This is a genomic window from Sphingomonas humi, from assembly GCF_039536725.1.
Lineage (GTDB): Bacteria > Pseudomonadota > Alphaproteobacteria > Sphingomonadales > Sphingomonadaceae > Sphingomicrobium > Sphingomicrobium humi.
The window spans coordinates 889407-902146 of the sequence record NZ_BAAAZD010000001.1; the positions used below are offsets into that span (position 1 = coordinate 889407).

Here is a 12740-nt window from a genome sequence, read left to right on the forward strand (position 1 = left end):
ATTCGTCATTGCGAGCGGGGCGAAGCAATCCATGGGCGCTGGATTGCCGTGTCGCTGCGCTCCTCGCAATGACCAATCAAGATATTCCGCGCCGCGCGCTGGCAAGGTGATGGGCGTGGGTGATCGCGACCGCCAGCGCATCGGACGCATCCTCGCCGGCGATCTTCGCACCGGGAAGGAGCATCGCGACCATGGCGTGCACCTGGTCCTTGGACGCGCCGCCGGTCCCGACCACCGCCTTCTTGACCAGGCTCGGCGCATACTCGCCGACGTCGAGGTCCGCGCGCGCGGCGCACATCAGGGCGACGCCGCGCGCCTGCGCAAGCTTGAGGGTGGAGGCGGGGTTCTTGTTGACGAACACCTCCTCGGCGGCGGCGGCCTGCGGGGCATGCTCGGCAATGAGGGCGTCGAGTGTCCGTGCCAGTTCCGCGAGCCTTGCGGCAAGGGCGAGGCTGGGCCTGGTCTTGATCTGGCCATTGGCGAGGTGGACCAGGCGGTTGCCGTCAGCCCGGATCACCCCCCATCCGCACGAGGAAAGCGAAGGGTCGAGGCCGAGGATGATCACAGCCGGAGCCCGAAGCGCGGTCCCGCCCAGGTCATCAGCAGATAGAGCACCACGGTAAGCAGGCAGCCGAGCGCCAGCGACAGGTGGAAGCCGACCCCGTTCCTGAGCAGCGCCGGGATCAGCAGAAACATCGGCAGCGAGGGAAGCACGAACCAGAAGGTCGCTTCGGCGTGCGCGGCCATGTTGGCGGGGTCGGGCCGCTCGCTCCACAGCCACAGCATTCCGAGTACCGAGACCAGCGGCAGCGACGCGATCAGCGCCCCGAACCCCGGATAGCGTTTGGCGACGAGCGAGATGGCGGCGATCAGGACACCGGAGATCGCCGCCTTGATCGCCAGCCACAGCATGTCAGGCGAGCTTGGCCAGCTCGTCGTCAGAGATGTCGTAATTGCCCCAGACGGTCTGGACGTCGTCATCGTCCTCGAGCGCGTCGACGAGCTTCATCAGGCTGGCGACCGCATCGCCCGACACCTCGGTGGTGAGGGTTGGCTTCCACGCCATCTTGACCGCCGACGCTTCGCCGAGCGCGGCCTCGAGCGCCTTGGCGACGTCGTGCATGCCATCGGTCTGGGTCCAGATCTGATGGCCGTCCTCGTCGCTCTGGACGTCGTCGGCGCCGGCCTCGATCGCGGCTTCCATCACCTTGTCCTCGTCACCGGCGCTGGCCGGATATTCGATCAGGCCGAGCCGCTCGAAGCCGTGGGCGACGCTGCCGCTCGCGCCGAGATTGCCGCCGTTCTTGGAGAAAGCGGTGCGGACGTTCGTCGCAGTGCGGTTGCGGTTGTCGGTCAGCGCTTCGACGATGATCGCAACGCCGTTGGGGCCATAGCCCTCGTAGCGGACTTCCTCGTAATTCTCCGCGTCGCCCTTGCTCGCCTTGTCGATCGCGCGCTGGATGTTGTCCTTCGGCATCGACTGCGCCTTGGCGGCGTTCACCGCGGCACGAAGGCGCGGGTTCATGTCGGGATCGGGCAGGCCCATCTTGGCCGCGACGGTGATTTCGCGGCTGAGCTTGGAAAACATGCCGGAGCGCTTTTTGTCCTGCGCGCCCTTGCGATGCATGATGTTCTTGAATTTGGAATGGCCGGCCATGGGTGTCCCGCTTGAATGGTTCGCCCGCGCCTCTAGCCAGCTTGGGGCTTGGGCTCAATCGCCCGCCCGGTCCGCCAGCAGCCGGTCGATCTTCTCGTGGAGGCTTTCTAGCTCCCCCGCGGCGCGCGCGGCGAGCAGCTCGTCGACCTTGTGGTGGAGGCGAAGCAGTTCGAGTTCGGCGCGCAGGTTGGTCTCGTAATCGAGCTGCGCCGCCAGCCGGTCCTTCGACGCCTGCCGGTTCTGGCTCATCATGATGATCGGCGCCTGGATCGCCGCCAGCGTCGACAGCATGAGGTTGAGGAAGATGTAGGGGTAGGGGTCGAAGGCGAGGCCGATCCGGCTGAGGACCTCGCTGTTGAGCAGCATCCAGCCGAACAACACTACGGCAAAGGCGATGATGAAGGCCCAGCTGCCGCCAACCGCGGCGACCCGGTCAGACAGGTGGTCGCCAAAGCTCGCCTGGGCAGTCGCCTCGTCGTTGACGTCGCGGCTGCTGGCGGTGCCCGCCGCAATTGCTGCGAGGACCCGCCGTTCCTCTTCGCCGATGTCGATGTCGGAGCGGCCGAGCAGCCGCTCGGCGAGGACCGCAGGGGAGCTGTGCTCCACCATAGTCAGCTGAGCTTTACCGCTGTGCCGCACACGCACACCATCAGCATCGAGCCCTGCTTGCCGATCACCTCATAGTCGAAATCGACGGCCAGGATGGCATCGGCGCCGAGGCGGCGGGCAGAGACCTCCATCTCCTGCATCGCCTGCGCCCGCGCTTCCTGGATCGAGCTTTCGTAGGCCCCCGAGCGCCCGCCGAAGAAGTCGCTGATCGAGGCAAGCACGTCCTTGACGACGTTGGCGCCGACGATCACCTCGCCCCCGACGAGCCCGAGGTAGTCGCGGACCGGGCGGCCTTCGAGCGTCGAGGTGGTGGTGATGATCATGGCTGCTTCCCCCTGATGATGCAGCCCTGATCATTAGTGCAAACCGAGCGCGTTGCGATAGGTTTCGAGAAGGGCGTCCGCCTCGTCGCGGGCGTGCTTCTCCATCTTCCGCAGGCGGACCACCTGGCGCATCGTCTTGGTGTCGTAGCCATTGGCCTTGGCCTCGGCGTAGACGTCCTTGATGTCGTCGGCGACGCCCTTCTTTTCTTCCTCGAGCCGCTCGATGCGCTCGATGAACAGGCGCAGCTGATCGGCAGCGACGTTGCCGTCGGACATGATTCTTCCCTCCCGGTGAATAGGTATGCGCCGGGGCCCTTAAGCGAGCCGTGAGGACCCGCCAAGCGGTTGAACAAGCTGCGCCGAGCGCTATGGCACTGCGGCAACAGCAGCCAGCAGCGGGAGTTTGGGTAAAGATGTCGGTCGGACCGCGCGAACGGAAGGTCAGGATCCTCGCGACCCTCGGGCCGTCCTCTGACAGCCGCGAGATGATCGCCAAGCTGATGAGCTGCGGCGCCGATGCCTTCCGCATCAACATGAGCCATGGCGACCAGGCCGCCAAGGCCGAACTGGTCCAGATCATCCGCAGCCTCGAGGCCGAGCACAAGCGCCCGAGCTGCATCCTGTTCGACCTTCAGGGGCCCAAGCTGCGCGTCGGCAAGTTCGCGCAGGGGGCGGCGGAGCTGGAAACAGGTGCGCGCTTCATACTCGACGCCGACGACACGCCGGGGTCGGCCGAGCGGGTCGAATTGCCGCACCCCGAATTGTTCGAAGCCGTGCGCGAAGGCGACCAGCTGCTGATCGACGACGGCAAGATCCGGCTGCGCGTGGCGGCGGTCGCCCCAACGCGGCTCGAGACCATCGTCGAGGTCGGCGGCAAGGTCAGCAACAACAAGGGCGTCAACGTCCCCGACGTGCTGATCCCGATCCCCGCGCTGACCGAAAAGGACCGCGACGACCTCCAGTTCGCGCTCAAGCAGGGCGCCGATTACATCGCCTTGAGCTTCGTCCAGCGGGCCGAGGACGTGCAGGAAGCGCGCGCGCTGATCGGCGACAAGGCCGCGCTGATGGTCAAGATCGAGAAGCCGGCGGCGATTGAACGGCTGGAAGGCATCCTCGAACATGCCGACGCGGTGATGGTCGCCCGCGGCGATCTTGGCGTCGAACTTCCGGCCGAGGCCGTGCCGCCGCTGCAGAAGTTGATCGTCGCCCGCGCCCGCGAGCTCGGCAAGCCGGTGGTGGTCGCGACCCAGATGCTGGAAAGCATGATCACCTCGCCGACCCCGACCCGGGCCGAGGTGAGCGATGTCGCCAATGCGATCTATGATGGCGCCGATGCGGTCATGTTGTCGGCCGAAAGCGCGGCGGGCGATTTCCCGGTGGAAGCGGTGCACATGATGGACCGGATCGGCCGCTCGGTCGAAGCCGACCCCATGTATGCCGAACGGGTGCATTTCACCGCGACGCCGGCCGAGCCGACCACCGCCGACGCGCTTTCCGAAAGCGCCGGCAACATCGCCAACACGGTCAAGGTGGCGGCGATGGTCTGTTATACCTCGACCGGGTCCACCGCCAGCCGCATCGCGCGTGAGCGCGGACCCGTGCCGCTGCTGGTGATGACTGCCAGCCGCACCGTGGCCCGCCGCATGGGCCTCGTCTGGGGTGTCCACGCCGTCCACACCCGCGACGTCGCCTCGTTCGAGGAGATGGTCGGCAAGGCCAAGCGCATGGTGCTGCGCCACAAGCTGGCGACCGGCGGCGAACGGGTGATCATCCTTGCCGGCGTGCCGTTCGGGACCGCGGGATCGACCAACGTGCTGCACGTGGTGCGGGTGGTCGGTGACGAGCTGGACGATTACGGGGTCAGCTAAGGCCGCCGTTGTCGCGCAATACCCCCGGCACCTCGTCCGGAATCTCGCGCGCCAGATAACCCAGCGTTCCGATTTTGTCGCCAAGGCGGCGGCCGGCTTCGCCATGGCACCATACGCCCCATAGCAGCGCGCTGAGCGGGTCGGCGCCGCGGGCGAGGAGGCCGCCGACGATCCCCGCAAGCGTGTCGCCGGAGCCTGAAACGCCGAGCCCCGGGCCGCCGCCGCGATAGCGGAAGACCTGCCCATCGGGCGTGACGACGTGGCTCTGCACGCCCTTGACCAGGGTCATGCTGTCATAACGATCGGCGCAGCGGCGACCGGCGCCGACGGGGTCCGCCTCGACCTCCTCTTCGCTGCAGCCGAGCAGGCTCGCCATCTCCCCGGCGTGGGGCAGCAGGATGGCGGGGGTCTTCTTGCGGGCGACGTCGCTGCGGCGCGCCGGGAGGGCGTGGAGCAAGGCGGCGTCGAGGACCAGCTTGCTGCAATCCCGTGCCAGTGCGGCGGCGAGGTCGGCGGTCGAGCTGTTGCCGCGCAGGCCCGGGCCGGCGACCACGACCTCCGCCTTGGCCGCAAGCGCCGCGAGCGGTTTGACGGTCGAAGGGGCAAAGCCGCCATCGCGACCTTCGGCAAGGCCGGTCACCATCGCTTCGGGCATCGAGACGGAAAGGGCGGTCGCGGCGCTTTCGACCGTGACGATCTGCAGGCGGCCAGCGCCTGCGCGCATCGCCGCCGTTGCTGTCAGCAAGGCGGCGCCGGCCACCTCGCGGCTGCCGGCGATGATGAGGATCGAGCCGCGATCATCCTTGTCGCCGCTGCCGATCGGGGGAAGCGGATGCTTCCTGAGTGTGTCGGGATCGAGCGCGAGCGGCTCGTTCACCGGCTGCCAGCCATCTGATCGGGTGCGGCGGTGACCGGAGCGCCCTGTTCCTCGAGCGGCGCGGAATGATTCCACAGCGCCAGCCGGGGTGCGCAGTCGAGTTCCTGAACCGCGAAGTCGAAGGCGCAGATGCCGCAGTTGAGGATGTCCGCCGACTTGTCGATGGCGAGGATCTGCTCCTCGTCGAGCTCCTCGAGCACATAGCGCATGCACAGCACGACGACCTGGTGGCAGACGATCAGTACGCGGCGGCCGCTGTAATGGAGGTTGATCGAGTTCATCGCCGAGCGGAGGCGAAGGATGACGTCGGCCCAGCTCTCCCCGCCGGGCGGGCGGTGGTAGAATTTGCCGAGGCGGGCGCGGTGCGCGGCCTCTTCCGGGTAGCGTTGGCGGATACCGAGTGCGGTGAGGCCGTCGAACACTCCGAATTCCCGTTCGCGCAGGCGCTCGTCGACGATGGTCCTTGCCCGGCCGCCGGCGAGTCCGCCCGCTTCGCAGATCGCCTGCGCGGTCTGGCGCGCGCGCAGATAGGGTGACGACAGGATGACTTCGGGCTTTTCGTGGTCGGGCAGTGCGGCGAACCACCGCCCGGCGGCATTGGCCTGGTCATGGCCCAGCGGCGACAGGGGCACATCGACGTCGCGGGTGTCGATCCCGATGGTCGCAAGGCCCTGCGCCTCCGACAGGTCGCGGGCGACGTTGCCCTGGCTCTGCCCGTGGCGGACGAGGTAGAGGCGCTGGGGCCAGTGGCTTGGCTGCGGCTGCGGCTGCAAGGGGGCGCGTTCCTTTCAGACCCGACAAAGCACGAGCGGGCGCGATGGTTCAACGGTGCGATTGCACCGGACCGGTAGCTGGCGGGGAGATCAGCGCGGGAGCGTCGTCGCCACCCGGACGTAATCATCGAGCGCGGCGGTCAGCGGGCGCAGCAGCTGGCCGCGGCTGGTGCCGAGCGTGGTGTCGGCCCGGTCCCCGCCGCTGTCCCTGATCTTCTTGGGGCAGAGCCCGGTCCGCCCGGCGATTTCGCGAGCGAGTTCATGCCAGCTGATGCTGCCGGCATTTGCGAGGTGCCAGATCCCGCGCTCGCCATCGAGCAGCAAATCGAGCGTCGCATGGACCAGGTCCGGGACATAGGTGGGCGAGACGATCGCATTGTCGCTCGCATATACTTCCTCGCCGCGGCTGAGTGTCGCGACGGTGTGGTGCAGGAAATTATGCGGGTCCCACGGCCCGAAAAAGGCGCTGGTGCGGATGATCAGCGCGTCGGGATCGATCGCCAGCACGCGGTCTTCGGCCTGTGCCTTGCTTTCCCCGTAGACGCAGGTCGGGCTGGTCGGATCGGGTTCGAGATAGGGCCGGCCAAGCTTGCCGTCGAACACCAGGTCGGACGAGAAAGTGACGAACGGGATGCCCCGCCGGCGGCAGGCCGCGGCAAGCAGTTCGGGGCCCGTGGTGTTGATCCGGAAGCAATCTTCGGGCTGGTGCTCGGCTTCGGGCACGCGGACGAAGCCCGCGGTGTTGATGACGGCCCACGGCTGAAGCCGGTCGAGCGCCTGTTCGATCACCTGCGGCTCGGTGATGTCGAGCGCCGCGCGGTCGGTCAGCACGTGGCGCAGGCCGCGGTGATGCGACAGGCGCGCAAAGGCCTGGCCGAGGGTACCGGTCGCGCCCGTGATCAGCAGTTGCTGCTTGCCGAGGTGATGGTTCATGCTGGGCTTGCCGCCGCTGTAGAAGCGTTCGCTGCGCCGCCACCAGGGCCGCCCTTCGAGCGCGGGATGAACGAGGGGAGTGCCGGCCGCCAGCGACTTGGCCGCACGCGCCACCATGGTCGGGCGCAATTTGCCGCCGCGCGTATCGAACGCGCCGACGTCGTAGACGCCCTCACGGCGGGTCAGCAGCGAGCGCCAGTCGACGTTGCCGAACAGCGACCAGAGGGTGACGGCGCGGATATCTCCGCCCTCGGCGCGCAGTTGCTCGGCCGCGCTCCACACTTCGGACAGCCAGCGCACCTGCTCTTCGCGGGTGCAGCCGTGGTGGACCTCGGTGACGGCGAGCGGGATGCCGTAGCGCTCCCACGCTTCGCGCAGGCGCGGCAGCGGTCCAGTCTTGCCGCGCAGGTGCGGCATCCGGACGGCTTCGAGATCGACATAACGGTCGGTCCCGTTGGTGCCGACCGGCTGGTCAGGATACAGCTTTTTGCGCTCGTCGAGATAGCGTTCGCTGGTGAGATAATGGTTGATCCCGATGAGGTCGGGCGCGGCCTCCTGCCGGGTCAGCTCGGCGAGCACGGCGGGGTCGGCGCCTGCTTCTATCAGCATCGGCCAAAACGGATGACGCTCGTCGACCCGCCCGATCAGGAGATCGAGGCTGAGCCAGCGGCGCTGATTTTCGTGCCGGGCCTGGTACGCCATCCGCGGGGTCGCGAAGGTCTTGCCGAGATCCTCGGTGACGATGTGCAGCGCGCCGGGATTGACGGCGCGGATGGCCCGCATGGCGAGCAGGCTGCCGTGACATTCGTTGACCAGCGCCCGCAGCAAGTCGCGGAAGTTCTTCCGGTGCGGGTACCAGTGCCCGTACATGCAGCTGAAGCGGGCGGTGGTGAGCGGTTCGTTGACCGGGGTCCAGCGGTCGATCCACGGATAGCGCTCGGCGACCTTGGCGGCATAGTCGCCGAGCTTGGCCGCGAACTGGGGGTCGAGAAGGCTGGTGTAGCGCGGGCCCGAGCCGTGATGGACGAGCCCGCCGATCACCTTGATCCCAAGGTCGCGCAGGCGGCGCAGGCGTTCGTCATGCCAGGCGAAGTCGAGCTTGTCGGGGGAATTGGGCGCGACCCGCTCCCACACGATCGGATAGCGGACCGTTTTGATGCCCAGCTCGGCGATCGCGTTCAGGTCGGCGAGGCGGACGGCGTGCCCGGTCTCCACCACCTGGTCGCGGAAGTCGTCGCCGATCCGGACCACGGTGCATTCCACTCCGCCCCATAATTCGAGGGGCGGAGTGCTGCGTTCTCGATCGTCACTCATGGTTTGATCCTCCTGGCCTAGATCGCCAGGCGAAGTTCCCGGCTGGACGCGCCGCTGCGCGAGCGAGACTCATCCATGCGCCGGAAGGTGGCGAGCGCCTGGCCGACGATCTGGTCCATATTGTAATAGCGATAGGTCGCCAGCCGTCCGACGAAGGTCACCCCGGCGGTCGAATCCGCCAGCGCTTCATACTTCTTGAACAGCAGCTGGTTCTCCGGCCGCGGAATCGGGTAGTAGGGATCGCCCTCCGCGCTCGGATATTCGAGAGTGATGGTGGTCTTGGGATGCTCCTGCCCGGTCATGTGCTTGTATTCGGAGATCCGCGTATAGGGCGTTTCCGTGTCCGGATAATTGACCACCGCCACCGGCTGGAATTGCTCCTTGTCGATGGTCGAATGGACGAAGCGCAGCGAGCGATAGGGCAGCTTGCCGAAGCGCCAGTCGAAATATTCGTCGATCGGCCCGGTGTAGATGATGTGCGCCGCATCGATGTCGTTGCGGACATCACGGAAGTCGGTGCCGAGCTGCTTGTCGATCAGCGGATGGTCGAGCATCTTCTCGAACATCTTGGTGTAGCCGTGAAGCGGCATGATCTGGTGCGTATCGGTGAAATAGCGGTCGTCGGTGTTGGTCCGCGTCGGGATGCGGCTGGTGACCTGCTTGTCGAGTTCCGACGGATCGAGGCCCCACTGCTTGCGGGTGTAGCCGCGGAAGAACAGCTCGTAGAGCTCGCGTCCGACGGCGTTGATGACGACGTCCTCGCTAGTCTTGATCTCCGCCACCGGCTCGGCCCGCGCCGCCAGGAACGCCGCGGCGTCCTCGTCGGTCTTGAGCCCGGCGTTGAACAGTTCGTTCAGCGTGGTGCGATTGATCGGGATCGGCACCTGCATGTCACGCACGTTGGCGAGCACGCGATGCTCGTACGGGCGCCACTGGGTGAACTGCGAGAGGTAGCTGACGATCTCGTCGCTGTTGGCGTGGAAGATGTGCGGCCCGTACTTGTGATACAGGATGCCGTTCTTGTCATATTCGTCATAGGCGTTGCCCGCGACGTGATCGCGCTTGTCGATCATCAGCACCCGGGCGCCATGCTGGGTCGCAAGCCGTTCGGCGAGGACCGATCCGGCAAAGCCGCAGCCGACGATCAGATAATCGTACTTCTTATTCTTGGTGTGGGTGTACTGACCCTGCCCGAACGCCGGGCGCTCGATCTTCTGGCCCTGCTCGGTGACTTCGGCCAGCAGCGACGCCATCCGCGCCTGGGTGATGTCCCAGCTCATGTCGGCAAGGGCGAGGTCGACTTCGGCCAGCCATTCGCCGTCGCTGGCGAGGCCGAGCGCGCGGTCACCGGCTTCGACGAACTGCTCGGCGGTGGCGGCGATGCGCACGCCGCTGAGCTTCTCGTAGTGGCGCTTGACGTCCTTGATCGGGGTCGAGACCACCGGCTTGCCGGCCGCCAGATATTCGGGCGTCTTGGTCGGCGAGATGAAGCGGGTCGCCTCGTTGATGGCGAACGGCATCATCGCCACGTCCCAGTTGGCGAGATAGTCCGGCAGCTCGTCGTAGCTCTTGCCGCCAAGGTAGTGGATGTTGGGACGGCGCGGGAGGTCGTCCTCGCTGATCTTCACCACCGGGCCGACCATCACCAGCTGCCAGTGGGGGCGCAGTTCGGCGACACGGTCGAGCAGCTCGAGATCGAGCCGCTCGTCGATCACGCCATAGAAACCGAGCCGCGGACGGGCGATCGGTGCCTGGTCGGCGGGATCGGCAATGCCGGCGCGGGCCTTGCCGAAGTGGGCGCGGTCGACCGACGAGGGGAAGGGATGGACGTTGCCATGCCGTTTCTTCTTGGCTTCATAGAGCGAATAGCCGCCGGTGAAGACGATGTCGGCCGCCTCCAGCAACTCGCGCTCGAGGTCGAGCAATTCGGTCGGGGCGAAGCGGAAGGCGGACAGTTCGTCCATGCAATCATAGACGGTCGCCACCGCATCGAGGTGCCGCGAGAAGGGCAGCATCATCGGCGTGTAATACCAGCGGATCAGACGCCCTTCGGTGTTCGCCACATACTGGTCGAGCAGGCCCTTCAGAACGGTGCGCTCGGCATCGATGTCGAGGCCTTCCGGAAGGTGCGGGGTGACCAACGTGACATTGTCCATGCCCTTCGCGGGCCGGATATCGAGCGAGGGGCCGTCACCCGCCGCAGCCGGCACCGGTTCTTCCCAGATGGTCACGGGCATCGCCTTGGCGAAGCGGCTCATCAGATGCTGCGGACGCTGGAACACGAAGTCCCAGCGCAGATGCGAGAAACAGATAAGGGTCGTTCGTTTGTTCGAGAATGCTGGGAGGGAGGAAGCGCCAGAGCTTTTTACGCCGACAGTCTCGAACATGCGAAATGAACCTCTCGAAAGAGCTGATTATTACGACCGAACAACAATCAACCGAGTCGGGTTCCGCGGGAAGGCGGATCCTCGGTTGGTGATGCTGCACTGCAACAACGGATTAGTAGCAGTCAGCGATGAGGGTTGAACGGGCGGCGCCAGCGCGAAGTTCCGGCCGAGGGCCATAATGGTCAGAGTGAATAATTGACCGAGTTGACGGAGCCCGGGCTTGGCCCGAAGAGCTTGCGCCCATGAGCAGTACCATTGCCGAACTCGAACGTCGCCGCGCCGCAGCGCAGATGGGGGGGCGGCCAGCGCCGCATCGACGCCCAGCACTCCAAGGGTCGCCTGACCGCTCGCGAGCGGCTGGACGTGCTGCTGGACGAGGGCAGCTTCGAGGAGGTCGACGCCTTCGTCGAGCATAATGCGACCGAATTCGGGATGGCCGACCAGCGCTTCCCCGGCGACGGCGTGGTGACCGGCAGCGGCACCATCAACGGCCGGCTGGTCTATGTTTTCGCGCAGGATTTCACCGTGTTCGGCGGCTCGCTGTCGGAACGCCACGCGCAGAAGATCTGCAAGATCATGGACGCGGCGATGAAGGTCGGCGCACCGGTGATCGGCCTCAACGATTCAGGCGGCGCGCGCATCCAGGAAGGTGTCGCCAGCCTCGCGGGCTATGCCGAGGTGTTCCAGCGCAACGTGCTCGCTTCCGGCGTGGTGCCGCAGCTCAGCCTCATCATGGGCCCGTGCGCCGGCGGCGCGGTCTATTCGCCGGCGATGACCGACTTCATCTTCATGGTGAAGGATTCGAGCTACATGTTCGTCACCGGCCCGGAGGTGGTGAAGACCGTCACCAACGAGGTCGTGACGCAGGAAGAACTGGGCGGCGCCGTCACCCACACGACCAAGTCGTCGGTTGCCGACCTCGCACTCGAGAACGACATCGACGCGCTGCTGGCGGCGCGCGAGTTCTTCGACTTCCTGCCGCTGTCGAACCGCGTGGCGGTGCCCGAGCGACCGAGCGAGGATCCGTGGGACCGGGCCGAGCCCAGCCTCGACACGCTGATCCCGCCGAGCGCCAACCAGCCCTACGACATGCACGAACTGATCCGGAAGGTCGCCGACGAGGGCGACTTCTTCGAGCTTCAGCCCGCGCACGCCGCCAACATCATCATCGGCTTCTGCCGGATCGAGGGCCGCACCGTCGGCGTGGTCGCCAACCAGCCGATGGTGCTGGCCGGCGTGCTCGACATCAATTCGTCCAAGAAGGCGGCGCGCTTTGTCCGCTTCTGCGACGCCTTCGACATTCCGCTGCTGACTTTCGTCGACGTGCCGGGCTTCCTCCCCGGCGTCGGCCAGGAGCATAACGGCATCATCAAGCATGGTGCGAAATTGCTGTTCGCTTACGCCGAGGCGACCGTTCCCAAGATCACCGTCATCACCCGCAAGGCCTATGGCGGGGCGTATGACGTCATGGCGTCCAAGCACCTGCGCGGTGACTTGAACTATGCCTGGCCGACCGCCGAGATCGCGGTGATGGGGGCCAAGGGCGCGGTCGAGATCATCTTCCGCCAGGACCGCGGCGATGCCGAGAAGATAGCGGAGAAGACCCGCGAATATGAAGACCGCTTCGCCAACCCCTTCGTGGCGGCGAGCATGGGCTTTATCGACGACGTGATCCAGCCACAGGAAACGCGGCGCAAGATCGCGCTGGGCCTGCGCAAGCTCAAGGACAAGAGCCTCGAGAACCCGTGGAAGAAGCACGACAACATCCCGCTGTGACATGGACCGCTGGCTCGCGCCCCTCATCTTCCTGCTCCTGAGCGTCGCGTTCGGCCGGGGGCTTTTCCACGCCCTCCGGTCCGAAATCGTGCAGGAGAGCGGGGCGATGGCGAGCCGGAGCATCGAGCCCAACCGGGCCCGCTTGCTGATCTGCTTCAAGCTGGTGCTGGTCGGCATTTCACTCGCAGCCCTGATCGTCTCCACCCTGAAAGCGTTGAAGTAG

12 protein-coding genes and 1 pseudogene are annotated in these 12740 nt (G+C 66.3%); 3 read left to right on the forward strand and 10 right to left on the reverse strand.

The annotated features are described in order from the left end of the window. Positions 1-76 precede the first annotated feature (76 nt). Genes ruvC through ABD729_RS04405 form a run of 6 tightly spaced genes read right to left on the reverse strand, consistent with a single transcriptional unit; the run spans position 77 to position 2865 of the window. A complete protein-coding gene (gene ruvC / locus ABD729_RS04380) occupies positions 77-565 on the reverse strand; it encodes a crossover junction endodeoxyribonuclease RuvC (protein WP_344708934.1) in 489 nt (162 codons plus the stop codon). Continuing rightward, complete coding sequence (locus ABD729_RS04385) at positions 562-912, reverse strand: DUF3147 family protein (RefSeq protein ID WP_344708936.1); 351 nt, start codon at positions 910-912, stop codon at positions 562-564. Before ABD729_RS04385 ends, ruvC begins: the two co-directional genes overlap by 4 nt. Position 913: 1 nt before the next feature. Further along, on the reverse strand, positions 914-1657 hold the full coding sequence (locus ABD729_RS04390; RefSeq protein ID WP_344708937.1) for a YebC/PmpR family DNA-binding transcriptional regulator: 744 nt from the start codon (positions 1655-1657) through the stop codon (positions 914-916). A 54-nt stretch (positions 1658-1711) separates the two neighbouring features. Then, positions 1712-2266: a DUF1003 domain-containing protein gene (locus ABD729_RS04395; RefSeq protein WP_344708938.1), complete on the reverse strand. Its 555-nt coding sequence runs from the start codon at positions 2264-2266 to the stop codon at positions 1712-1714. 2 nt (positions 2267-2268) lie between these two features. Then, positions 2269-2589 (reverse strand): YbjQ family protein, encoded by a 321-nt coding sequence (locus ABD729_RS04400; protein WP_344708939.1) that lies wholly within the window; start codon positions 2587-2589, stop codon positions 2269-2271. Between the two features lie 33 nt (positions 2590-2622). Beyond that, positions 2623-2865: a DUF2312 domain-containing protein gene (locus ABD729_RS04405; protein ID WP_344695465.1), complete on the reverse strand. Its 243-nt coding sequence runs from the start codon at positions 2863-2865 to the stop codon at positions 2623-2625. A 137-nt stretch (positions 2866-3002) separates the two neighbouring features. Between ABD729_RS04405 and pyk the strand changes: the two genes are divergently transcribed. After that, positions 3003-4457: a pyruvate kinase gene (gene pyk, locus ABD729_RS04410; protein ID WP_344708940.1), complete on the forward strand. Its 1455-nt coding sequence runs from the start codon at positions 3003-3005 to the stop codon at positions 4455-4457. Here pyk and ABD729_RS04415 read toward each other — a convergent pair. The 4 genes from ABD729_RS04415 to glf all read right to left on the reverse strand — a co-directional run bounded on the left by ABD729_RS04415 (position 4450) and on the right by glf (position 10636). After that, a complete protein-coding gene (locus tag ABD729_RS04415) occupies positions 4450-5334 on the reverse strand; it encodes an NAD(P)H-hydrate dehydratase (protein WP_344708941.1) in 885 nt (294 codons plus the stop codon). The two genes, pyk and ABD729_RS04415, sit on opposite strands and share 8 nt — an antisense overlap. After that, positions 5331-6107 carry a histidine phosphatase family protein gene (locus ABD729_RS04420; protein WP_344708942.1) on the reverse strand — a complete coding sequence of 259 codons (777 nt, stop codon included), beginning with the start codon at positions 6105-6107 and terminating at the stop codon, positions 5331-5333. Before ABD729_RS04420 ends, ABD729_RS04415 begins: the two co-directional genes overlap by 4 nt. 90 nt (positions 6108-6197) lie before the next feature. After that, positions 6198-8354, reverse strand: a complete 2157-nt coding sequence (locus ABD729_RS04425) for a family 1 glycosylhydrolase (RefSeq protein ID WP_344708943.1) — start codon at positions 8352-8354, stop codon at positions 6198-6200. 17 nt (positions 8355-8371) lie between these two features. Next, positions 8372-10636 (reverse strand): UDP-galactopyranose mutase, encoded by a 2265-nt coding sequence (gene glf / locus ABD729_RS04430; protein ID WP_344708944.1) that lies wholly within the window; start codon positions 10634-10636, stop codon positions 8372-8374. Between the two features lie 347 nt (positions 10637-10983). Here glf and ABD729_RS04435 point away from each other — a divergent pair. After that, positions 10984-12517: pseudogene (locus ABD729_RS04435) on the forward strand (acyl-CoA carboxylase subunit beta). 1 nt (position 12518) lies between these two features. Further along, the gene (locus tag ABD729_RS04440) at positions 12519-12740 is read left to right on the forward strand and encodes a hypothetical protein (RefSeq protein WP_344708945.1); all 222 of its coding nucleotides are present in this window, start codon (positions 12519-12521) and stop codon (positions 12738-12740) included.